The 23680-nt window shown below is 67.3% G+C and carries 17 protein-coding genes; 8 read left to right on the plus strand and 9 right to left on the minus strand.

The features are described 5' to 3' along the window. Positions 1 to 41: 41 nt before the first annotated feature. The 3 genes from C8261_RS16565 to C8261_RS16575 form a co-directional block, all read right to left on the minus strand. Entirely contained in the window at positions 42 to 845 is an 804-nt protein-coding gene (locus C8261_RS16565) for a hypothetical protein (protein ID WP_107494844.1), read from the minus strand. A 607-nt stretch (positions 846 to 1452) separates the two neighbouring features. Continuing rightward, complete coding sequence (locus C8261_RS16570) at positions 1453 to 2562, minus strand: hypothetical protein (protein ID WP_107494845.1); 1110 nt, start codon at positions 2560 to 2562, stop codon at positions 1453 to 1455. A gap of 378 nt (positions 2563 to 2940) precedes the next feature. Beyond that, the gene (locus C8261_RS16575; RefSeq protein ID WP_107494846.1) at positions 2941 to 3801 is read right to left on the minus strand and encodes a mechanosensitive ion channel family protein; all 861 of its coding nucleotides are present in this window, start codon (positions 3799 to 3801) and stop codon (positions 2941 to 2943) included. A 116-nt stretch (positions 3802 to 3917) separates the two neighbouring features. Here C8261_RS16575 and C8261_RS16580 point away from each other — a divergent pair, with 116 nt between their 5' ends. The 4 genes from C8261_RS16580 to C8261_RS16595 all read left to right on the plus strand — a co-directional run bounded on the left by C8261_RS16580 (position 3918) and on the right by C8261_RS16595 (position 7590). Continuing rightward, positions 3918 to 4373, plus strand: coding sequence for an NUDIX hydrolase (locus tag C8261_RS16580; protein ID WP_107494847.1), 456 nt, complete (start codon positions 3918 to 3920; stop codon positions 4371 to 4373). Continuing rightward, positions 4370 to 5041: a hypothetical protein gene (locus tag C8261_RS16585; RefSeq protein WP_107494848.1), complete on the plus strand. Its 672-nt coding sequence runs from the start codon at positions 4370 to 4372 to the stop codon at positions 5039 to 5041. Before C8261_RS16580 ends, C8261_RS16585 begins: the two co-directional genes overlap by 4 nt. 31 nt (positions 5042 to 5072) lie before the next feature. Continuing rightward, positions 5073 to 6170, plus strand: coding sequence for a tRNA 2-thiouridine(34) synthase MnmA (mnmA, locus tag C8261_RS16590; RefSeq protein WP_107494859.1), 1098 nt, complete (start codon positions 5073 to 5075; stop codon positions 6168 to 6170). Positions 6171 to 6552: 382 nt separating this feature from the next. Beyond that, complete coding sequence (locus C8261_RS16595; protein WP_146161703.1) at positions 6553 to 7590, plus strand: extracellular catalytic domain type 1 short-chain-length polyhydroxyalkanoate depolymerase; 1038 nt, start codon at positions 6553 to 6555, stop codon at positions 7588 to 7590. Positions 7591 to 7875: 285 nt separating this feature from the next. Here the strand turns inward: C8261_RS16595 and C8261_RS16600 are convergent, their stop codons facing one another. The 6 genes from C8261_RS16600 to glnE form a co-directional block, all read right to left on the minus strand. Continuing rightward, positions 7876 to 8073, minus strand: coding sequence for a hypothetical protein (locus C8261_RS16600; protein WP_107494850.1), 198 nt, complete (start codon positions 8071 to 8073; stop codon positions 7876 to 7878). Positions 8074 to 8077: 4 nt separating this feature from the next. After that, complete coding sequence (locus C8261_RS16605) at positions 8078 to 9025, minus strand: hypothetical protein (RefSeq protein ID WP_107494851.1); 948 nt, start codon at positions 9023 to 9025, stop codon at positions 8078 to 8080. An 84-nt stretch (positions 9026 to 9109) separates the two neighbouring features. Next, a complete protein-coding gene (locus tag C8261_RS16610; RefSeq protein WP_107494852.1) occupies positions 9110 to 9679 on the minus strand; it encodes a DUF2062 domain-containing protein in 570 nt (189 codons plus the stop codon). 140 nt (positions 9680 to 9819) lie between these two features. Continuing rightward, positions 9820 to 10272, minus strand: a complete 453-nt coding sequence (locus tag C8261_RS16615; RefSeq protein WP_107494853.1) for a SixA phosphatase family protein — start codon at positions 10270 to 10272, stop codon at positions 9820 to 9822. A gap of 76 nt (positions 10273 to 10348) precedes the next feature. Beyond that, positions 10349 to 11851 carry a CYTH and CHAD domain-containing protein gene (locus tag C8261_RS16620; protein WP_107494860.1) on the minus strand — a complete coding sequence of 501 codons (1503 nt, stop codon included), beginning with the start codon at positions 11849 to 11851 and terminating at the stop codon, positions 10349 to 10351. Positions 11852 to 11908: 57 nt separating this feature from the next. Continuing rightward, positions 11909 to 14593 carry a bifunctional [glutamate--ammonia ligase]-adenylyl-L-tyrosine phosphorylase/[glutamate--ammonia-ligase] adenylyltransferase gene (gene glnE, locus C8261_RS16625; protein ID WP_107494854.1) on the minus strand — a complete coding sequence of 895 codons (2685 nt, stop codon included), beginning with the start codon at positions 14591 to 14593 and terminating at the stop codon, positions 11909 to 11911. Between the two features lie 150 nt (positions 14594 to 14743). Between glnE and C8261_RS16630 the strand changes: the two genes are divergently transcribed. The 4 genes from C8261_RS16630 to C8261_RS16645 all read left to right on the plus strand — a co-directional run bounded on the left by C8261_RS16630 (position 14744) and on the right by C8261_RS16645 (position 22937). Beyond that, the gene (locus C8261_RS16630; protein ID WP_107494855.1) at positions 14744 to 18616 is read left to right on the plus strand and encodes a YhdP family protein; all 3873 of its coding nucleotides are present in this window, start codon (positions 14744 to 14746) and stop codon (positions 18614 to 18616) included. Beyond that, positions 18613 to 19422 (plus strand): carbon-nitrogen hydrolase family protein, encoded by an 810-nt coding sequence (locus C8261_RS16635; protein ID WP_107494856.1) that lies wholly within the window; start codon positions 18613 to 18615, stop codon positions 19420 to 19422. Before C8261_RS16630 ends, C8261_RS16635 begins: the two co-directional genes overlap by 4 nt. A 67-nt stretch (positions 19423 to 19489) precedes the next feature. Further along, positions 19490 to 20935 carry a metalloprotease TldD gene (tldD, locus tag C8261_RS16640; protein ID WP_107494857.1) on the plus strand — a complete coding sequence of 482 codons (1446 nt, stop codon included), beginning with the start codon at positions 19490 to 19492 and terminating at the stop codon, positions 20933 to 20935. A gap of 61 nt (positions 20936 to 20996) precedes the next feature. Beyond that, complete coding sequence (locus C8261_RS16645) at positions 20997 to 22937, plus strand: AsmA family protein (protein ID WP_107494858.1); 1941 nt, start codon at positions 20997 to 20999, stop codon at positions 22935 to 22937. The last annotated feature ends 743 nt before the right edge of the window (positions 22938 to 23680 follow it).

Below are 23680 nucleotides of genomic sequence, written 5' to 3' on the forward strand. Positions count from 1 at the left end.
TGCTGGCCACCTCGGCCCATTCCGGGTCGGGGCACTTGAAGCTATTTCCAGGGAAACGAACCGGGCTTGTTCAACAATCGGTTCATGTCGTGGCTCGCTTCGCGATCACGACATAACCTTAATCGTTGGGCGTTCTTTTGCAGTATCTCCTGGCCAATACCAATGTCGTCGCGAACGCGCGTAACAACGGCCGCGACCAAAACATCCGCAAGATGGAGAATCGTGTGAACGACCTCCCCATGATAGATTGCCTCGTCGCCATGATCGAGCGTATGGGCGTACCGAGCAGCCATACTGAAATCATGATGAATGATATCGGACAGAAAGCTGTAAATGTCACTCTGAAATTCCTGCCCGAACGGGAACAGCCGTGCCCTCTCTCCAACGATCGAGCCCAGACGAAAGGCGCGCATGTGAGCGTCTTTGATGTTCTTCGCTTCAAGCGGCGACGCGCCTGCGGCAACGTCCGCCTTGCGCCACTGCTCACATGTTGCCTCCCACTGCTTTTCCGATCGGACTGATGCCATCTGAAGGTATCGACATATGTGCTCTGGGGCGAGCCAATCCACGTAGAAAACGAGCACCAACTCGTGTAGTGAACGCAAGAGGGCCGCGGCTGCTAGTGGCTTTCTGCCCTCAATGAGCAAATGCATCGCCTCGATGCATTCCTCGCCCCGATGAAGGACCGAGTAGAGAGTGTGGTGATAGTGAAGCGTGGTGGATCCAGGGTGATGAAAGCGCTTGAGGGCCAATTTCGTGTCGGACAACGATGCTAGCAGCCGTTCAAACGATTCAGTGACTGGCCGCTTCTCGGTACCTAGGATCGACGGCACCAATTCATGCATTACGGGGACCACACCCTCCAGGAGTGGAATAGGATCTTTCCCGTTCCGGGGAAAGCAGCGAACGGAAAGGCATGACTCTTCCAGTCCACGCGGCCTCGCCAATAGTGCAACTGGGACTTTCGACAAACCCAATTTTTCGTAGACTGCGTGCACCACCGCGTCGTCCGAGCAAACAAAGCGCTTGGTGTCCTCTGAATTGGGGTTTTCATATAAATGAAGGACTGGCCGACTGCCGAGTCGCACCATCGCGGCAACCTCGGCGATATCGGAGTCTGAGAACGGGTCCTCGATAAGTTGCCACCTACCCTCGGAACGCTTCCAGAAGCCGCGACGAATGTCGCTCAGTGATATGCGGGTTTCGTGAATCGGTGCCTTGCCGCGGAGAAATGCGCGGTATCGCGATCCGAAGAACTCGTCCTCGACACGTCCTTCAGGGACTTTGATCTGGTCAAGTGGTATTTGTCGCGTCGGAAGTGAACGGACTAGACCAAGAGGGTCAGCACTGAGTTGTGGAGGAGTCTCGAGGGGCATAGTTCGTTACGGCCAACGCTCCGCTCACCGGTAAATTTGGAGCGTCGCGGAAAATTTATCCGAGTGCAGCGGCTTGTTAAAAACCGTCTTCTCGAATCCGTTTCCTAACCTCATCTTCGCATTTATAACAGGCAAAATAGTTAATTGTATCCATGTCGCCAGTGACAAATTCGTCGCAATTTGGGCATGCAATGGCTTGCCACCCTCTATCAAAGCAGGCCACACAACTCCACAGCCCGTCGATGTAAAATACCGAGGGCCTTTCATGCTGACAATTGTGACATCCTGCGATATGCGGCTGCCCCTCCTCCCACCAATCATCCCCCTCAATATACTTTTTTTCACATAGATCAATAAGTAAGTCCGTAGAAATCGGCATCTCGCAATGCGGGCAGGCTGTTAAATTTTTATCAAAGAATTCAAAGCTCTTATGACATTTTGGGCATTCTAGCTCTTCGTTAGTTGATGCCACTGCTGTATCACTCACGCCACAAACCATACAGCTATAATCGTCACCCCATTTGTGTTCCTTTGACACAATAGCTGCATGCATTTCACAATGCTGGCAGTCAATAACTTTCTTACCGGCCTTCTCCTCTACATCAATTTTGGACTTCAACTCATTGTATCTGGCTTGTATGAATTCTTTTTGCCGCATTATTTGTTTGTGTATGCGCCCAAACTCTTTATTATATGGCCCAAAAATGTCTTTCCATTTTTCCGTCAACAAAGCATGCAAGTGGTGCCAAGAAGCCCATTGCTCTACCACTACACCAGCCTTTGTAGCAGAAAAATCAGCGTAATCAGAATGGGCAAAGTGCACGATCTGATTACGATGCTCCCCCAGTGCTTTAAAGTTATCTATCGTCGATTGTTCGAGGCACTCATTTAAGACACCCTTAAGTCTCCTTATTGCATCCTCTAAGAAGACAGAATGAAAGTCACCAACTCTAAAGCTATCGATATTGGCTGTTTCAGGTTTACTAATGATTAGCGTCCAATGCTCAGCCATTAAGCGAGCTTTAAGGAATAATTCGATCGAGGTATAAAAATCTACAATCGAGTTCTTGGGCCTTTTTTCAAGATCATCGAGGGATGAATCTAAAAAATCGATAGCATTCTTGACTAGAGAGTCAAAAAGCTCATCTTTTGTCTGCTTTTTCTGAGAAATGAACTTTCGGCCCATTTAAGGCTTCCCTAGGTTTTTAACAGTTGTAGTAGACGGAAAGGGCCATGAGTTGAGTATACGGAATCCGTATACCACCCCGCGCTTCACAACTCATCCACACCCTCCTGCCGACCGTCCCACGAATCGTTGCAGATGACCGTATCCCAAGCGCATTGGGCTGTCAAATGCACCTGTCACGCACGCGTGCTCCTTGCTTAACCGTCTGAAAGTCCTCAGCAAGTTCTGTCCGCAGCACGGGCTGCGCAGGGCTGCGCGCTTCCTGCCAGGACGGCACTGAAGTCGATGTGCGCAGGCAGCCTGTGCCCCATCCGGCGGAGGCTGCGCAGGTGGGTTCGGCAGGGGGGCGTAACCGCCCCGGCCCTGCCGGCGGGTGGCTCAGGCGGCGTCTGCGGTGGCGGTGGGCGTTGCACCGTTGCCGACGAGGTGTACGGTGCGCTGCGGGAACGGGATCGTGATGCCGGCGGCGTCGAAGCGTTCCTTGGCTTTTTCCTGCAGTTCGAAGAAGGTCGGCCAGAAGTCGGCGGTGCTGGTCCACATGCGCAGGGAGAGGTTTACCGAGCTGTCGCCGAGCGAGGCGAGCCAGACGACCGGGGCGGGGTCCTTGAGCACGCGGGCGTCGTTTTCGGCCAGTTCGAGCAGGATGGCGCGCGCGGCCTTGACGTCGTCGCCGTAGTCGATGCCGATGTTGAGATCGACGCGGCGGGTGGCCTGGCGGGAGAAGTTGACGATGCTGCCGTTGGAGAGGCTGCCGTTGGGCACCACCACGGTCTTGTTGTCCGGGGTCTTGAGGACGGTGTGGAAGATCTGGATCTGGTCAACGGTGCCGGCCACGCCCTGGGCTTCGATGTATTCGCCGACGCGGAAGGGGCGGAACAGCAGGATCAGCACGCCGCCGGCGAAGTTGGCCAGGCTGCCTTGCAGGGCGAGGCCGATGGCGAGGCCGGCGGCACCGATGACGGCGATGAAGGAGGTGGTTTCGACGCCGATCATGCCCGCTACGCTGACCAGCAGCAGCACCTTGAGCACGACGCCGAGCAGGCTGCCGAGGAAGCCGTGGAGGGTGGGTTCGACCTTGCGCCGCTGCAGCAGGCCGAGTACGCCCTGGGTGAGTTTGCCGACCAGCCACCAGCCGATGAAGAGGGTGATGAGGGCGAGCAGCACGCGGGCGCCGTACTGCATGGCGAGGGGCAGCCAGGTTTCCTGGAGGGTGTTCAGGGTGAGGTTGATGTCGTCCATGGGGGCTCCTGTTGGCGTCTGCGGGGCGTTCCATTCTCGCATCTGGGTGCTGCAGTGCAAGGTTGGGGCGGCCGGGCTGGTAGAATCCGGGCTTCTTTCAATCGCGCCCCGATGCAATGCAGCGTACCTGGAAACCCAATGTCACCGTCGCTGCGGTGATCGAGCAGGACGGCCGTTTCCTGCTTGTCGAAGAGCACACCTCGGAAGGCCTGCGCCTCAACCAGCCCGCCGGCCATCTGGAGTGCGGCGAGTCGCTGGTCGAGGCCAGCGTGCGCGAGGCGCTGGAGGAGACCGCGCACCGCTTTGTGCCGGAATGCCTGGTGGGGGTCTATCAGTGGCCGCGCCCGCAGGGCGATCTGACCTATCTGCGCTTTGCCTTTGGCGGCCGCGTGGATGGCGTGGAGGCCGGCCGTTGCCTGGACGATGGCATTGTCCGCGCGCTGTGGATGAGCGCCGATGAGCTGCGCGCCTGCCCGCAGCGTCATCGCAGCCCGCTGGTACTGCAGTGCGTGGAGGACTGGCTGGCCGGGCAGCGCCACGCCCTCGACCTGATCCGCCATTACCACGCATGAGGCGGGCGGCACTGCTGGTGGGCATGCTGCTGGCGGCCACGCCGGCGGCGGCGGGCGAGCTTGTGGCGCTGTGCTACAACTACGATTGCGCTTCGCGCGGGCTGGTGGTCTATGCCGGCGAGCGCCTCGATGCGCTGGCCGCGCGCCTTGCGGCGACGGATTCGGCCGCTGCCGAGCGCGAGGAGCTGGCCGCGGTGATCGGCGAACTGTATGCGCTGGCGGCGACGCAGACGCCGGTGGGGGCGGATCGTGGCGGCAACCTGCGCGATGCCGGGGTGGATGGGCGCATGGATTGCATCGACCACTCCACCAATACCACCGCGCTGCTGAACATGCTGGCGTTGCGCGGTGCGCTGCGTTTTCACCGTGTGCTGGAGCCGGCGCGGCGGGCGCGCTTCATCATGCAGCACTTTTCCGCGGTCATCGAGGAGGTGGAGCCGCCTCCACCCCTTGCGGCGGCGGTCGAGGTGCCCGACCATGTCGGCCTGCTGCTGGCCCTGTGCGACTGCCCCGAGGTGGTCGACGACATCCCCCGCCCGCCCGTGCCGCCGCCGGGCAATCCGGGCGCGCGTTTTGCGGTGGACAGCTGGTTCGTCGACAACGGCGATCCGGCGGTGGTGCTGCCGCTGGCAGACTGGTTGAATGGAGGCGGACCGAATGTCCAGTAATGTGGTGAAGCCTGGTGCCGATGCGCAGGGCATGAAGGTGGTCGTCGGCATGTCCGGCGGTGTCGATTCTTCGGTGACCGCGCTGCTGCTCAAGCAGCAGGGCTATCAGGTTACCGGCCTGTTCATGAAGAACTGGGAGGACGACGACGATGCCGATTACTGTTCCACCCGCCAGGATCTGGTGGATGTGGCTTCGGTGTGCGACGTCATCGGCATCGACCTTGAAGTGGTGAACTTCAGCAAGGAGTACAAGGAGCGCGTGTTCGCCGATTTCCTGCGCGAATACGAGGCCGGGCGCACGCCCAATCCGGACATCCTGTGCAATTCCGAGATCAAGTTCCGCTGCTTCCTCGACCACGCCATGCAGCTGGGCGCCGAGCGCATTGCCACCGGGCACTATGCCCAGGTGCGCGAATGGAACAACGATGGCCGCAGCGAATTCCAGTTGCTGAAGGCCGAGGACGGTACCAAGGATCAGAGCTATTTCCTCTACCGCCTCAACCAGCAGCAGCTCGCCAGGACGCTCTTCCCGCTCGGCGGCCTGTACAAGCGCGAGGTGCGCCGGATTGCCGAGCAGGCCGGCCTGCACGTGGCCGCCAAGAAGGACTCCACCGGCATCTGCTTCATTGGCGAGCGTCCCTTCCGCGAATTCCTCATGCGCTACCTGCCGACCAGGCCGGGCGAGATCCGCGCGCTTGACGACGACCGCGTGCTGGGTGAGCACCAGGGCCTGATGTACCACACCATCGGCCAGCGCAAGGGCCTGCACATCGGCGGCATCAAGGGCAACCAGGACGAGGCCGGCGAGCACGACGCCTGGTACGTGGCCGCCAAGGACGTCAAGGCCAACGTGCTCTACGTGGTGCAGGGCCACGACCACCCGGCGCTGCTCAAGGAGCGCCTGAGCGCCATCGACCTGAACTGGATCGCCGGGCGCGATCCGCATACGCACTGGGTGTATACCGCCAAGCCGCGCTACCGCACCCCGGACATGCCGTGCGAGATCGACACCGTCGGCGACGGCCGCGCCGAGATCGTCTTTGCCCAGCCGCAATGGGCACTGACCCCGGGGCAGAGCGTGGTGGTGTACGAATCGAAGGTCTGCCTGGGCGGCGGCATCATCGCCTGATTTCTTGCCTATCAGCCCGGCAACGAAATACGCTATTCCGTTCTGGCTGAGCGAAGTAAGCCCCGCCGCGGGCGTGGCAAAGCGGACGCAGGAAACGGGTACTCCGTTCGCCCTGAGCCTGTCGAAGGGCACTTGATGGCAGTGCCTTCGAACGGGCTTCGACAGGCCGGTCCTGAGCGCAGCCGAAGGGCTCAGCCCGAACGGGAGTGGGGCCTTCCGGGCAATGACAATCGGAAGCTGTTTCTTGAGAGCTTGCCGAAGGGCGTTCGTGCCGACTGGGCTTCGACAGGCTCAGCCCGAACGGTATTTGATCCCCGGTGCCGGGCCTTGGTCTGGCCGGACTGCCGCTCGATGATCCGGACGTTATGGGTGAGGTGTTGCCGTGAAAAACAGGGCATTCCTTCTTCGGACAGCACAGTCTCTGACGCTCGGTGTGCTGGGGCTGGGCATGTTGGCCGCCAGCGGCTGGGCGCACGCCGAGGGCTCCGCGATGCGCGAGCACATCGCACAGCGGCGCACGGCGGCCGAAGCGCCCGGCACTGCGGCGCTGCCCCTGGTGCCGGGCGATCATCAACTCAAGGTGGTGCACCAGGGGCTGGAACGCACGGTCGTGGTGCACGTGCCACGCGCGGCCGAGGGCGCTCAGCCGCTGCCGCTGGTGCTTGCGCTGCACGGCGGTGGGGGCTTTGCCGAGTTCATGGCCGACGATGCGCGCTATGGCCTCATCCGCGCGTCCGAGAGCGGCGGCTTCATTGTCGCTTTCCCCAACGGCTACAGCCGTTTTCCCGGCGGGCGCCTTGCCACCTGGAACGCGGGCGCGTGCTGCGGCGACGCGCGCGACCGCGACGTGGACGACGTGGGGTTCCTGCGCGCGGTGGTCACACGGTTGCAGGCGCAGGCCCGCATCGACCCCGCGCGTATCTTTGCCACCGGCATGTCCAACGGCGGCATGATGGCCTACCGGCTGGCCTGCGAGGCGTCCGACCTGTTTCGCGCGGTCGCCAGCGTGGCCGGCACCGACAACACCGTGCACTGCGCGCCGGCGCGCCCGGTGCCGGTGCTGCACATCCATGCGCGTGACGACACGCACGTGCTGTTCGAAGGCGGTGCCGGCCCCGGCGCGTTCCGCGATGAAAGCAAGGTCGCGAACTTCACGTCCGTGCCCGAGACCTTGCGCCGCTGGGCCGCGCATGACCGCTGTGAGGGCGCACCGCAGCGTGTGCGCGAGTTCTCCGGTGCCCGCTGCGAGGCCTACCTCGCCTGTGCGGCGGGCGTGCGCGTGGAGTCGTGCGTCACCGACTCCGGCGGCCATTCGTGGCCGGGCGGCATCACGCGTCGAGGCAAGGGGGCCAGTTCGTCGGCCTTCGATGCCAGCGCCCTGATCTGGGATTTTTTCGCCGCCGTCAGCGCTCCGCGCTGAGTGTGGTTGGTGTTGTGAGTACTCGCTGAGGCACTGCGTGGAAAGGCCTTTCGACAGGCCCTGGGTGGACGGCCTTATTAACCCGGCAACGAAATACGCTGTTCCGTTCGCCCTGAGCGAAGTAAGCCCCGCCGCGGGCGTGGCAAAGCAGACGCAGGAAACGGGTACTCCGTTCGCCCTGAGCCTGTCGAAGGGCTCTTGATGGCAGTGCCTTCGAGCGGGCTTCGACAGGCCGGTCCTGAGCGCAGCCGAAGGGCTCAGCCCGAACGGTATTTGATTGCCGGGTTAATGGTCAGCGTCGCCCTGGCGCGTGGGTTCTTCTTCCTTCGCCTGCTGCCCGAGCAGCTTCGCCACCAGCGGGTTGAGGCGGGCGCCGGCCTTGTCGCCGGCGGAGGCTGCGGCGAAGCGCGAGGGCGGCGGGGTGCCCTTGAGGCGGTTGTTGATCTTCAGGCCGCGCAGTTTTTCGAGATCGGTACGTTTCATGTGCTCAGCTCCGGCAATTGGCGCACGCTGCGGCGGGCTGGCCGGCAAAGAAGTTGCTACAGTGGGCCTCGTAGGCCTCGCAGCGGTCGATGAATTCGCGTGCGCTCTTGGGCATCGGCACGCGCGCACGGGTGATGTAGGTGACCAGGTCGCGGCCCTGGCAGATCAGCCGCAGGCCGTCGGCGGCCATCTGCAGTTGTTCCGCGGGGGCGCCGGCGGTGAGATGGGGGGTGAAGGCGTCGAGGGCCTCGGAGGCGATGACGAATTCCGCCCATACGTCGAAGATGGCACCGTCGGTGCGCAGGGTCTCGCACTTCACCTTGGCGGCGGCGGCGAACTTGGCGATCAGCTCGGTGACGCCGCTGAAGAGCGGATTGCCGCCGAAGGTCGCGGTCATTACCGCGGCGAGGCGGTCGACCTCGCGCATGGTCTGGGCGATCTTGATGTAGCGGCTTTCGTAGAAGGCGTCCACCGGGATGGAGAAGGCGCGGAAGGGTTCGCCCCAGAGTTCGTCGATGCCTTCGTCGCCGCTGCGGTGGCGGACCAGGCGGCCCAGTTCGAGGGCGTCCTGCAGGCATTTGCCGCATTCGCGCATGAGGGCGTTGTCGGACTCGATCACCACGCCCTGTTCCTGCAGTTCGACCAGTTTGGTGAAGATGTCGGTGGCGCGGTTGAAGGTGGCGCCGGCGAGCATCGCGCCCTTTACCCTCCGGCGTGCGGGGTCGGTCTCCGCTTCGTAGGCTGCGCGCGTCTCGGCCAGCCGCTTGCCGGGGATGTTGATGCCGTGCTCGACGTGGTTGAAGAGCCGGCGGGTGAGGGCGCCGATCAGCGTCTTCTTGGCCTGCAGGCTGTCTTCGGGTGGATCGTAGAGCTTGATCCAGTAGCCGTCGTAATGGACGCGCCGGGTGCCGTCGATGTCGTGGACGGTGCCGTTGGCAATCGGTGAGTTCATCGGGGAGGGTCTTTCTCGGTCGGCCGTGGAGGTTTTGCCAGTTTAGGCAATATACCCCTCTTTGTGCAGTGCATTAAGCCCGCATCAGATCCGCAGGGCGGCCTGGGCTGCCTGGGCGGCGCGCGCGTGGCGCTGGCGGCGGCGCTTCATCAGTACCCGGGTGCGCCAGAAGAGCTGCGCGGCGAGGTAGCCGATGACTCCGGCGGTGACCGCCATCAGCAGCATGCCCAGCACCAGTGGGCGGCCGATGCCGGTGATCCAGTGCCAGATGTTGCTCATCCATGCCAGCGCGGCGACGGCGTGTTCGGCAGCGGCTTCGTCGCTGAGCGTGGCGACGCTGCGCGGGGCGCCGATCAGGCTGCTGCCGATGCGGTAGGCGAAGTAGTAGATGGGGCCGTAGGTGAAGGGGTTGCTGATCAGCGTGGTGACTGCGGCGATCCACAGGTTGGCGCGCGCGAACAGCGAGACCACGGCGGCGGCGGGGATCTGCGCCACCGGCACCATGAGGCCGAAGAAGGCGCCGATGGCGACGCCTTTGGCCACCGCGCGGCGGTTCAGGTGCCACAGCGAGGGGTCGTGGATGCGCGGGCCCAGCCAGCGTAGCAGGCGGCTTTGCTTGATGCTGTCGTGGGTGGGCAGGAAGCGCTTGATCATGGCGGCGGAGGCAGGGGATTGCGCATCTTACGGGATGGCCGGCAAAGCACAAGTGCTGTACGCCACAGCGTCCAGGTAGTGTTGTATGGATGCCGCAGTGCCTCTCCGGTGCCCTTGTTCAGGGGGTGCCGGATGCCGTGTCAGAGCAACTCGGCGGGCAGCGCGGTGCGCAGCACGGTCTGCGTTTCGCCATTCCGCACGCGGTTGGTAAACCACCACAGGGCGCCTTTCTTGATCGTCCATTCGGCCTCGCTGCCGGACAGCAGCAGCGCGGCGAGTCGGCCGAGGGCGGGCTGGTGGCCGACCACCAGGACGGCACCGGAGGCGTCCGGCCAGCCGCAGGCGGCGAGCAGCCCGGCAACGTTGCCGTCGGGGCCCAGGGCGCTGACGATCTCGAAGTCGTCGGTGAATGCGGCGGCGGTCTGGCGGGTGCGCACGGTGGGGCTGCACAGCACCTGCAGGCGCTTCGGACGGTTCTCGTTCAGCCAGGCCGCCATGCGGCGGGCCTGGCGCTGGCCGCGTTCGGTGAGTTCGCGGGCGTGGTCGGGGCTGCCCTCGACCGCTTCGGCATGACGCCACAGCAACAGGTCCATCTCATCCTCTCCTCAAGGGGCGGGATTGTGGATGTCCCGCGTTACCTGCAGGTGACAGCGCGGTGTGGGGGCGGGTTCAGGCCCAGGGGGTCTTGCCCCACAGCAGCGGTTCGACCTCCTGCAGCGTGCGGCGGCGCAGGCGGGCGTAGCGCGGGCCGTGCCAGCCGGTGACGAAGTTCACCGCGGCGTAGAGTTCGGTGTCGTCGCCGGCCCAGGCTTCGAGGCGCTCGCGGGCGACGTCGACGTCGTTGAGGAAACCCAGCGTGGTCTGTGCGCGCGCCAGGGTGTCCTGGTAGCGCTTGAGTGCGCGGGCGGGGAACAGCGGGGCGAAGAACTCGATGCCGTAGCGCAGTTGCTTGAGGGCGATGCGCAGGGCGTGCAGGCGGGTGGGAATCAGGCTGGTGGCGTCGCCGTAGCGCCGGCGGGCTTTCTTGCGCAGGCGGCCGAGTTGCAGGCGGGCAAAGGTGGTGAGGTCGGCGGCGACGATGAGGCTGTTGCTCGGCAGGGTGTGCAGGGCGAGCGTGAAGGCCAGCATCAGGCGGCCCTGGCCGGCGCCGTCGAGGCCGCGTGCGGCCTGCGCGCGGGCGTCGTCGCGGGCGCGTGCGACGATTTCGAGCAGGCGCGGCAGACCGGGGCGCTCGTGGAGGCCGTCGGGTATCACCGGGGCGAGCAGCTCTTCGTGGAGGACGTCGAGGTCGCGGGCGTCGCCGAAGCGGTTGGCGGTATCGCGCAGCTGCTCGTTCCAGTCGTCGACGAAGCCCGGCGGCAACGCGGGGGCGAAGAGGCGCAGCAGCGAGCGCAGGCGGCGCAGTGCGACGCGCAGTTGGTGGATGAATTCGGGGTCTTCGTGGTCCATCGCGCCGACGGCGTTGGCCTGCCACTGGCGCAGCGCCGAGAAGGCCAGCTCGCGGAAGGCGTCGACGAGGTTCATCGCCGGGTCGATGGTGGCGGCTTCGGCGCGCTGCGGACGCGGCGACTGGCCGAGGAAGAGGCGGTAGCCGCGCTCGGCCTTGCTGAGGTCGGCGGGGATCAGCGGCAGGGTGCGGGCCAGTTCGCAGGCCAGTTCGAGGAGGTCGGTGGGGGTGCCGCTGCGCAGTTCGAGTTCGACCTCGCAGATCGGCGCGCTGTGTTCGCCGACCAGCACCTCGCCGGTGTCGATCATGATGAGGATCTCGCTGCCGGCGGCGTTGCGGTGCAGGCGCGTTTCGCGGCGGAAGCGGGTGGTGAATACCGGCACCAGGGCGTCCTGGTGGCGCGCCAGCAGGCGGGCGGTGGTGGCATCGTCGACGGCGCTGAAATCGAAGGCGCCGTCGAAGGGCCCTTCCCATTCGGGGCGCTGCGACAGGCCGCCGGTGGAGCGCGCGGCGCATTTCACCGTCTGCAGCCAGGTGCGGCCGTAGCGGCGGGTGCGCACGGCGACCTTGCGCGCCTTGAGGGCGAGATCGACGGTGTCGTAATAGGTGTTGTCGAGGGTCTGGGCGTTGCCCTGACGTTGTGCACCGGCAACCAGCGGATGGCGGCGCAGGGCGGCCACGGCGCGCTTGGGCAGGCTCAGCTTGAGTTCGGTTTCCTGGCTCATGCGGGCATTGTAGCGATCCGGCCGTTGCATGCATGTTGCACTGCAACCAAAATGCCTTCAGCTTGTCGCGAAGACCTCCTCCCAGAGCGCGACGACCGCTGCACGGGCGGCTTCCACTTCTTCGCCGGGCACCCGCGAGGGCTGGTCGTTGAGGCGCTGGCGGTGCTGCAGGCGGCGCAGTTCGCGGTAGCTGTCGCCGCAGGCGGCGGCCAGATCGGCGGGAATCAGGCCGATTTCGCCGGCGATGCGCAGCAGGGCGATGTTGCCGAGGTTGCCGGTGAGCCCGGGGTGGGTGTGGGCGTGGCCGAGGACGAGGTACTGGACGAGGAACTCGACATCGACGAGGCCGCCGGCGTCGTGCTTGAGGTCGAACAGCGGGCTCTTGCCGGCGTGGGCGTCGCGCATCTTCTGGCGCATCGCCAGCACTTCGCGGCGCAGTTCGGCAAGGTCGCGGGGCAGGCGCAGGACTTCGTCGCGGATGCGTTCGAAGGCGGCGCCGATGGCCGCGTCGCCGGCCGAGAAGCGTGCCCGGGTGAGGGCCTGGTGTTCCCACACCCAGGCCGATTCGAGCTGGTACTTGCGGAAGGATTCGAGCGAGCAGGCGATGAGGCCGGCGTCGCCGTTGGGGCGCAGGCGCAGGTCGGTCTCGAAGAGGATGCCGGCGGCGGTCTGGCTGGACAGCCAGGTGTTGGTGCGCTGGGCGAGGCGGGTGTAGACCTCTGCGGCCTCGGGGGCTTCGTCGTCGTAGAGGAAGACGATGTCGAGGTCGGAGGCGTAGCCGAGTTCCTTGCCGCCGAGCTTGCCGTAGCTGATCACCGCGAAGCGCGGCGCCTCGCGGTGACGGATCTTGATCTTGCGCCAGCACAGCGGCAGGGTCAGCGCGAGCATGCTGTCGGCGAGCTCGGAGAGGTGGTCGGCGAGCTTCTCCACCGTCAGCAGGCCGGCGATGTCCTGGGTGAGCAGGCGGAACACCTTGGCATGGTGCTGCTCGCGCATGAGATCCATCTGCCGCTCCATGTCGGGCTCGACGGCATCGAGCTGGGCGGCCAGTTCGCGGCGGAAGCCCGCCCACTCGGGGGCGCTTTCGAGGGCGCGGTCGTCGAGCAGCTCATCGAGCAGGATGGGGTGGCGGGTAAGGAACTGGGCGGCCCAGCGCGAGGCACCGACCAGCTCGGCAACCCGCCGCAGGGCCTGCGGGTACTGCTGCAGCAGGGCCAGGTAGGCGCCACGGCGGCTGATCGCCTCCATCAGGTCGAGACAGCGCGCCAGGGTGTCGTCGGCCCCCGGGGTGGCCGCCGCGGCTTCGACCACGCGCGGCATGAGGGCGTCGAAGCGGCTGCGGATGTGGTCGGGGAGCTGCTGGTAGCGCGGGCTGCCGTGTATGGCGGCGAGGCGCTGGGCGGCGGCGGCGGGGTCGCGGTAGCCCAGCTCGCCGAGGCGGGTTTCGCATTGTGCGGCGTCGCCGGCGCAGGCCCACAGATCGTCGAGGGCGTGGTCCCCGTCGCTGGGGTCGGCAAAGACGTCGTCGAAATGGCGGCTCACCGCGCTGCGGTGGCGGTCGAGTTCGGCGCACAGCGCGGCCCAGTCGGCACAGCCCATGCTGGCGGCGATCAGCGCGCGGTCGCCATCATTGTTTGGGAGGTCGTGGGTCTGGGCGTCGTCGAGGTATTGCAGGCGGTGTTCGAGGCGGCGCAGGAAGTCGTAGGCAGCGGCCAGTTCGGCCACCGTTGCCGCGCCCAGGATGCCGCGTTCACCCAGTTCGGCAAGCACCTTCAGGGTGGGGCGGATCTGCAGCGCGCCGTCGCGGCCGCCGCGGATGAGCTGGAAGACCTGGGCAATGAACTCGATCTCGCGGATGCCGCCGGGGCCGAGCTTGACGTTGTGGGCGCGGTCGCGGCGGGCGACTTCGCGGCGGATCTGCGCGTGGAGGTCGCGCATGGCGTTGATGGCGCCATAGTCGAGGTACTTGCGGAAGACGAAGGGGCGGGCGATCTGCTCCAGCTCCTGCCAGCGTTCGCCGCACAGCACGCGGGCCTTGATCCAGGCGTAGCGCTCCCACTCGCGGCCCTGGGTGATGAAGTAGTTTTCCAGCATGTCGAAGCTGGCCACCAGCGGGCCGGAATCGCCGTTCGGGCGCAGGCGCATGTCGACGCGGAAGACCTGACCGTGCTCGGTGACTTCGGCCAGCGCCTGGATGAGCTGCTTGCCGAGGCGCTCGAAGAATTCAAAGTTGCTGATCACCTTGCTGCCGCCGGTGTCGCCGTCCTCGGGATAGACGAAGATGAGGTCGATGTCGGAGGAGACGTTGAGCTCGCGCCCGCCCAGCTTGCCCATGCCGATCACCAGCAGCTCCTGTTCCCAGCCGGTGGGCGAGAGCGGGTGGCCGTAGCGCTGCACGAGGGCTTCGCGGAGGATGTCGTGGGCGCAGCGTACGGTGACCTCGGCAAGCACCGTCATGGTTTCGGTGACTTCCTGCAGCGTTGCGCGGCCGTCGAGGTCGCGCACCATGACGTGGGTGATCACCCAGCTGCGCAGGTCGCGCAGATTGGCGCGCAGGTTGTCGGCGCTGGTGGCGCGTTCGCCGAGGAAGGCCTGCATGGCGGCGGCGTCGAGCGGCGCGGCGATGGAGGCTGACAGCCTTGCGGCGAGCCACGGGCGGCTTTCCAGCAGGCGCCGCAGGAAGCGCGAGAAGCCGGCGGCGTGGGCGAGGGCGGGCGGAAACATGGCGAGATCGAAAGACATGGGCGGCGCTATTCCCCGTTGTTACAATTCATCGCCTCATTCTGCGCGCGCTTGCGGGCAGTGCGGGGCACGGGGATCATTGTAGCCAAGCTTGCGCCCGGCCACGCCCGGCTCCCCTTCCCCGTTGCCTGGCCGCCACACCTTTCGCCGATGACCGACACCGCTTCCGCTCCCCCTGCCGTTCGCAGTGCCCGCCGCGCGAACCGGCGCGACGCCCTGCTGATGGTGGCGGTGGTGGCCTATTTCTGCGCCGCCGGCCTCTTCCTGGTGCTGCGCGAGGTGGTCATGCCGCGGATCGGCGAGTACCGCCCGCAGATCGCCGCCGCGCTCGGCAAGGCCATCGGCCTGCCGCTGGAGATCGAGCAGATCAGCGCCGACTGGTCGGGTCTGCGTCCGCGCTTCCATCTCGGCGGCCTCACCGTCTCCGAACGCGACGGCAGCGCGGCGCTGCGTTTCGAGCGCGTCGATGCGACGCTGGCGTGGTCCTCACTGCTGCGCCTGCGCCCCCATTTCCACCGCCTGGAGATACTTGCCCCGCAACTGGCCGTGCGTCGCGACGCCGCAGGGCGCTTCTTCGTCGCCGGCATGCCGGTCGATCCGGCCGCGCCCGGTGGCGACACCCTCGACTGGCTGCTCGCCCAGCGCGAGATAGTCATCCGCGACGCCGCGGTGACGTGGTCGGACGATCTGCGCGGTGCCCCCGAACTGCGCCTCGAAGAGCTCGCCTTCCGCCTCGACCGCAAGGGCGGGCGCTACCGTTTCGGCCTCAGTGCGCAACCGCCCGCGGCGCTGGCGTCGCGGCTCGATCTGCGCGGCGACCTCGTCAGCGTGCGTCCGGGCAGCCGTGGCGAGTGGGTGGGGCAGCTCTTCATCGGCCTTGATCACGCCGAGCTGGGCGCGTGGACGGCCTGGCTGGACTACCCGGTGGAGCTCAGCGGCAGCGGCGGGCTGCGGGCGTGGATCGGTGTGGACGGTGAGCGTGAGGCCCGCCTGAGCGCCAATCTGGCCCTTGACGGGGTCAGCACCCGCCTCGGCGAGGGCCTGCCGGTGCTCGAGCTGGCCACCCTGCGCGGCCACCTCACGGTGCTGCGCAGCCCCGGCGGCACCACCGTGCAGACCCGCGGGCTGGCGCTGCAGACCGGCGATGGCGTGGTGCTGGAGCCGGTCGATGTCGACCTGACGGTGCGCGGCACGGTGGAAGCGCCCAGCGGCGGCGCCTTCCGCGTCAATCGCCTGGATTTTGCTGCGCTCGCCCGTCTTGCCGCCCACCTGCCGCTAGCCCCGGCGGTGCGCGAGCGCCTCGCCGCCTTCGATCCGCGCGGGCATGCGAGCGCGGTGCGCCTGGAATGGCAGGGGCCGCCGGAGCAGCTGCAGCGCTGGACGCTGGCCGCCGCCTTCGACAACATCGGCCTTGCCGCCCAGGGCGCGTTGCCGGGGATAGGCGGGCTGTCCGGCGAAGTCGACGGTAACGAGCGCAGCGGGCGCTTCCGCATCGCCGGGCGCGATACCTGGCTGGACCTGCCGGCGGTGTTTGCCGAACCGCGCCTGGTGCTTTCCGTGCTGCAGGCCGAGGGCGGATGGACGCAGCGCGACGGCCGCCTGGAGCTGGCGCTCGACAATGCCAGCTTCGAGAACCCCGACGCCTCCGGCAGCGCTTCCGGGCGCTACTGGCCGAAGGCCGGCGAGGCCGGCGAGATCGACCTCAGCGCCCGCCTGCTGCGCGCCGATGGCCCTGCGGTGTGGCGCTACATGCCGCTGGTGGTCAACCAGGATACGCGCACCTGGCTGCGCCGCAGTATCGTCGGCGGCAGCGCGCCGGAGGCGCGCCTGCGTCTGCGCGGCGATCTTGAGCGTTTTCCGTTCCGCGACGGCGCCGACGGCCAGTTCCTGGTTACCGCGCGGATCGCCGGCGCGCGCCTGGAGTATGCCGAGGGCTGGCCGGCGATCGAAGGCATCGACGGCGAACTGCGCTTCGAAGGCGCGTCGATGACCGTCACCGCCGAACGCGGGCGGGTGTTCGGCGTGCGCCTGAGCGGTGTGCGTGCGGACCTGCCCGACCTCGAAGCCGCCGGTGGCGAGGTGATGAGCATCCGCGGGCGTGCCGGCGGGCCGACCGCGGACTTCCTGCGCTTCATCGCCAACAGCCCGGTGCGCAAGCGCGTCGATGGCCTCACCGATGCGATGCGGGCGGAAGGCACCGGCACGCTCGACCTTGCCCTGGTGATGCCGCTGCGCCACGTCGTCGATACCACCGTCGAGGGCAGCTACCGCTTCGGCGACAACCGCCTGTGGCTGCTGCCCGGCATGCCGGCGCTGGAGGGCGCGGCCGGCACCCTGCGCTTCACCGGCAGCACGCTGGAGATTCCCCAGGCCAGCGGCCGCCTGTTCGGCCAGCCGCTGCGTCTCACCGCCACCACCGGGGCCGAGGGCGCGGTGCGCTTCGAGGCCCGCGGCGGCCTCAGCGTTGCCGCCCTGCAACGTGACTTCGACTGGCCGCTGCTCGCCCACCTCTCCGGCACCACCGCCTGGCAGGCGGACATCGACCTGCGCCGCGACGGCAGTACGGTGAGCATCCGCTCGGCGCTCGACGGCATCGCCGCCAGCCTGCCGGAACCGTTCAACAAGTCGGCGCGGCAGAGCTGGCCGCTGCTGATCGGCTTCGACAGCCGCGAGCGTGGCGAGCGTCAGCTTATCCGCGCCGAGCTCGGCGACCGCCTGACGCTCAGCGTCGAGCGGCGGGCTACGCCGCTGGGCTGGGCGGTGGCGCGCGGTGGTCTGGGCATCAACACCGCGCTGCGCAGTGCCGCCGACGGCGTGATGATCAGCGCCCACGTCGATGAGCTTGACCTCGATGCCTGGCGCCGCGCGCTGCGCGGCAACGGTGGTGGCGGGCAGGAAATGCCGGCGCTGGCACTGGCCGGCATCGAACTCAAGGCTGGGCGCCTGCAGGTATATGGCCAGCGCCTCAACATGGTCGACCTCAGCGCCGCCGCAGTGGGCGGCGACTGGCGCGGACAGCTGGACAGCCGCGAGGCCAGCGGGCGCTTCGACTGGCGTGGCGCCGGCGATGGCGCGCTGCATGCCCGGCTGCGCCACCTGCGCCTCGGCCTGGGCGGCGGCGGGGACGCCGAGGGTGCCGAGGACGACGCCCTGCGCCGCTTGCCGGCGGTCGATCTGGTGGTCGACGACTTCGTCCTGCGCGACAAGGAGCTCGGTCGCCTGCAGGTGCTGGCGCGCAACCGCAACCGCCAGTGGGAGCTGGAAACCCTCGCACTGGCCAATGCCGACGGCGAACTGCAGGGCTCCGGGGTGTGGCGCGGCGGTGCGCGGCCGTTGACCCGGCTGGATTTCAGCATCCGCTCCGACAACGTCGGCGCGCTGCTCGGCCGCCTCGGCTACGCCGATGCGCTGCGCGACGGCAAGGCCGAACTGAGCGGCGAGGTGGATTGGCAGGGCAGCCCGCTCAAGGTCGATTACCACAGCCTCGACGGCAAGCTCGTGCTGAGTGTGGAGGACGGCCAGTTCAAGCGCCTTGAGCCGGGTGTCGGCCGCCTCCTCGGCGTGCTCAGCCTGCAGGCGCTGCCGAGACGCATCAGTCTCGATTTTCGCGACGTGTTTTCCGAAGGGTTCGTCTTCGACCGCATCAATGGCAACATCGCCATCGACGACGGCGTGATGCGTACCGAGGACTTCAGCATCCGCGGCCCGGCGGCGCGCATCGCCCTGCGCGGCAGCGTCGACCTGGAGGCCGAGACCCAGGATCTGCGGGTCACCGTGCAGCCCACGCTGAGCGAGTCGATCGCCATCGGTGCCGCTGCGGGCCTGATCAATCCGGTCGCCGGGGTGGTCACCTACATTGCCCAGAAGGCGCTCAGCGATCCCTTCGAGAAGCTGCTCGCCTTCGACTATGCGATCACCGGCAGCTGGAGCGAGCCGCGCGTCGACAAACTCACGGGGGCGCGACCGGCTCCGGCCGCCGACCCCGCCGTTCCCCCCACCGAAGCCGGGAGTGCCCCGCAATGACCGCTACCCCTGTCCGCATCGCCGCCGTGCAGATGGTGTCCGGCCCCGATGTCGATGCCAACCTGCGCGTTGCCGCAGAACTGATCGCCGAAGCTGCCGCCGCCGGTGCGCGGCTGGTGGCGCTGCCCGAGTACTTCCCCCTCCTCAGCGCCGACGAAACCGCCAAGGTGCGCATCCGCGAGCGCGACGGCGACGGCCCACTGCAGGACTTCCTGCGCGACAGCGCGCGCCGCCACGGCATCTGCGTGGTCGGCGGCACCCTGCCGCTGGCCGCCGGCGCCGCGGGCAAGGTGCGCAACAGCACGCTGGTGTATGGCGCGGACGGCGAACGCCTGGCGCGCTACGACAAGATTCACCTCTTCGGCTTCCGCAAGGGCGAGGAGCGCTACGACGAGGCCGCCACCATCGAGGCCGGCAGCACGCCGGTGGTGTTCGATTCGCCCGCCGGGCGCACCGGCCTCTCGGTGTGTTACGACCTGCGCTTTCCCGAACTCTTCCGGGCGATGGGCGAGCTCGACCTGATCATCCTCCCCGCCGCCTTCACCCACACCACCGGGCAGGCACACTGGGAGGTGCTGCTGCGCGCGCGCGCGATCGAGAACCAGTGCTACGTGCTCGCCCCCGCACAGGGCGGGCGCCACCCCAGCGGGCGGGTGACCTGGGGGCACAGCATGCTCATCGACCCCTGGGGCGAGGTGCTGGCGTGCCGCGCGGAAGGCCCCGGCGTGGTCGTCGCCGAGGTCGATCCGGCGCGCATCGCCGCCGTACGCGCCAGCCTGCCCGCCCTGCGCCACCGCTGCCTGTGAGACCATAGGCAGTGATCGTTTTTCTGCCGGCACGGTCGAACCCCTGCCGACACCCATCAGGAACCCCATGAGCAAAGCCAAGAACGCCCTCAAGGTCGCCGACCGTTATCTGCTGAACCCCTACGGACTGGGCAACGCGGAACTGGAAAAGGTCTTCCGCAAGCTGATGCGCCACGACATCGACCATGCCGACCTCTACTTCCAGTACCACCGCGGTGAGGCCTGGAGCCTGGAGGAAGGCATCGTCAAGGCCGGCAGCTTCGACATCGAGCAGGGCGTCGGCGTGCGTGCGGTGAGTGGCGAGAAGACCGCCTTCGCCTACTCCGACGACATCTCCCTGGACGCGCTCGTCGATGCCGCCACCGCGACGCGGGCGATTGCCGCTGCCGGCCGCCGCCGCAAGGTGGCGATCAGCCCGGCGAAGGCGCGCCGCCGCCTGTACCGCGACGACGATCCGCTCGACTCCCTCGACGATACCGCCAAGGTCCGCCTGCTCGAACGCCTGGAAGGCTTCGCGCGCGCCGAGGACGCCCGCGTCAGCCAGGTCATGGCGCATCTGGCCGGTTCCTGGGAGGTGGTGCTGGTGGCGCGCGCCGACGGCCACCTCGCTGCCGACGTGCGTCCGCTGGTGCGCGTGTCGATCACCGTGATCATGGAGGACGGCGGGCGCCGCGAGCAGGGCAGCGCCGGTGGCGGCGGGCGTTTCGACTACGGTCACTTCTCCGACGAACTGCTGCGCGACTACGCGCGCGCTGCGGTCCATCAGGCACGCACCAATCTCGACGCCGCGCCGGCACCGGCGGGCACCATGACCGTGGTGCTGGGGCCGGGCTGGCCGGGCATCCTGCTCCACGAGGCCATTGGCCACGGTCTTGAAGGCGACTTCAACCGCAAGGGCAGCTCGGCCTTCTCCGGGCGCATCGGCCAGCAGGTCGCCGCGCGCGGGGTCACCGTGGTGGACGACGGCACCATCCCCGACCGCCGCGGCTCGCTGACCATCGACGATGAAGGCAACCCCAGCCAGCGTACCGTGCTGATCGAGGACGGCATCCTCACCGGCTACATGCAGGACATGGTCAATGCCCGCCTGATGGGGGTGGCCCCCACCGGCAACGGCCGGCGCGAATCCTACGCCCACCTGCCGATGCCGCGCATGACCAACACCTACATGCTGAACGGCGACAAGGACCCCGCGGAGATCATCAAGTCGGTGAAGAAGGGCCTCTACGCGGTCAACTTCGGCGGCGGTCAGGTGGACATCACCTCCGGCAAGTTCGTCTTTTCCACCGCCGAGGCCTACCTCATCGAGAACGGCAAGGTCACCCGCCCGGTGAAGGGCGCGACGCTGATCGGCAACGGCCCCGACGCGCTCACCCGGGTGAGCATGATCGGCAACGACATGGCGCTCGACCCCGGCGTCGGCACCTGCGGCAAGGACGGCCAGAGCGTGCCGGTGGGCGTCGGCCAGCCCACCCTGCGCATCGACGGACTGACCGTCGGCGGCACCGCCTGAGGGCGCTGGCAGAGGAAACACGATCCGCCGGGCAAGGCGGCAGGGGAGTGGAGGAATACGGATGAAGGCACTCAGGATCGGGCTCTACGCCCTTGCCGCGAGCGTGGTGGCGGTGATCGCGGTGGCGCTGTTCCTCGTTGCCACCTTCGACGCCAACCGTCACAAGGACCGTCTCGTCGAACTGGTCCATGAGCGCAGCGGACGGACGCTGGCCATCGACGGCGACATCGGCCTGAGCGTCTTTCCCCGCCTCGCCTTCACCGCCGCCGGCCTGCACCTCAGCGAGAGCGACGGGCGCACCCCCTTTGCCGCCATCGACGAGGTCGAGTTTGCCCTCCGGGTGATGCCGCTGCTGCGTGGCGAGGTGCGCGTGGACCGGGTCAGGGTGATCCGCCCGCAGATCAGCTACCGCCGCAGCGCCGATGGACGCAGCAACCTCGACGATCTTTTCGGCGCAGCTTCCGCCGACTCCGCCGAAACTTCCGCCACCGGTGACCGCGGCGCCCGCGGCGGCGGGGCGGACGAGGGCGGTGCGGCGTTCACCTTCGACATCGACGGCGTCGAGCTGCTCGATGCCCGTATCGACGTCGCTGACGCCGCCGGCGGCCTCAAGGGCACGCTCAGCGGCCTCAGCCTGCAGCTTGGCCGCCTGCAGCCCGACACCCCCACTGCGCTGGCGCTGGCCGCCGCGCTCGACCTGAGCGAGCCGGCACTGCGCGGCAAGGTCGACCTGCGTGCCCGGCTCAGCGTCGGCAGTGCCCGCGTCGCCTTCGACGACCTCGTCCTCGATCTCAGCCTGCAGCCCGGCGCGCGTGCGCCGCTGGTGCTCGCCGTGCGCGGTGCGATCAGCCATCTGCCCGCCGAGGGAAGCACGCAGATGCAGCTCAAGGGGCGTTTTGACGACAGTGCCATCGATGCCCGCATCGACAGCGCGCGCGACCGTCCGCTCAGCTTCACGCTCCAGTTCGACCGCCTCGACCTCGATCGCTACACCGCCGCAGCGCCCTTAGCGGCGGCTGGCAGCGCCCCCGCCGCGACACCACCCGCCGGCGCCCCGCCCACGCCAGCCTCCGCGCCAGCGGACGGTGACGCGCAGGCCGTCGATCTCGCCTTTGCCGGCGCGCTGGCCTTCAACGGCCGTGTCGACATCGGCGAACTGCGTGCCGCCGGGCTCACCCTCTCCGCCCTCAGCGCCACGCTTGCCGGCGATGGTCGCGAGCTCGCCGTGGCGCCGCTGAGCGCGCGCGGCTACGGCGGCAGCCTCAGCGGCGAAGTGCGCATCGACAGCCAGAGCCAGCGCGTGCGCACCCGCCAGAGCTATGTCGACATCCAGATCGGCCCGCTGCTGCGCGATCTCGCCGCCAAGGACCTTCTTGAGGGGCGCGGCCGCCTCGACGTCGATCTCGACACCCGCGGGCGCACGGTCGGCGAGCTCAAGCGCGCACTTGCCGGCAGCGCCACGCTGGCCCTGCGCGACGGCGCCATCAAGGGCTTCAACCTCGGCCAGATCCTCCGCGACGGTCAGGCCCTGCTCTCCGGACGGCGCGACCAGAGCCACGAGTTCCGCCGCACCGAGCAGACCGACTTCAGCAGCCTCGACGCCAGCCTGCGCATCGCCGCGGGTGTCGCCCGCAACGACGACCTCGCCCTGCTCAGCCCGCTGCTGCGGGTCGGCGGCGCGGGGCTGGTGGACATCGGCGCCAACCGCATCGACTACACCCTGCGTGCCGCGGTGGTCGCCAGCGCCGAAGGGCAGGGCGGCGCCGGCCTCGAACAGTTGCGCGGGCTGACCGTGCCGGTGCGCCTGCGTGGCCCGCTGGAGGCTCCGGCAGCGCAGGTACTGTGGTCGGAAGTGGCCGGCGATGCTGCCCGCCGTGCCCTTGGCGAGCGCCTCGAACGCGCCCTCGGCAGCGACGGCGAGGGCGAGCGCAGCGCCCCGGCGACCCCGGAAGATGCACTCAAGGAAGAGCTTGGCCGCCGCCTGCGCGGCCTGCTGCGCTGAGACTATTAACCTGCATTTCTCACACCATCCCTGCTGCGGGTGCCGATGCACTCGCCGTGGCACGCCGTACTCCCTCACGCCGCCTCGACGTAGTGTCAGCTACGCCTTCGGCGCCGCTCAGTCCGTGCGGCGCACCACGGCGGCGCCTCGACCCCCTCGCGACGTGAGGGTGTGAGAAATGCGGCTTAACCCGGCAATCAAATACCGTTCGGGCTGAGCGAAGTAAGCCCCGCCGCGGGCGTGGCAAAACAGACGCAGGAAACGGGTACTCCGTTCGCCCTGAGCCTGTCGAAGGGCACTTGATGGCAGTGCCTTCGAACGGGCTTCGACAGGCCGGTCCTGAGCGCAGCCGAAGGGCTCAGCCCGAACGGCAGTGGGGCCTCCCGGGCCATGACAATCGAAAGCTGCTTCTTGAGAGCAGCCGAGGGAAACGCTCAGCTCAGCAAGGTGCCCTCAGGCTTTGCGCCGCGACGTGTTCGCAACAGGAGGCAGTACCGTTATTGCCCGCGCACTTTGACATCTTCATATCCTGCATTATGATTTCACTCACTTGACATTATCCTGCCCCTCCCGCCGCCCATGCATTCCCTGTTTACCGCTTCCAGCCGCCTCTACGAACTGGAACTGTCGGCGCCACAGGCCACCGTGCTGGTCGAAGCGTGGTGGGGGGTGGAAGCCCTCGACGAGGGCATGGAGCTGGTCGTCGACGTCCTCTCGCCGGACGCCTTCATTCCCCTCAAGTC

It is taken from the genome of Pseudothauera lacus (assembly GCF_003034845.1).
Taxonomy (GTDB): Bacteria; Pseudomonadota; Gammaproteobacteria; order Burkholderiales; family Rhodocyclaceae; genus Pseudothauera; species Pseudothauera lacus.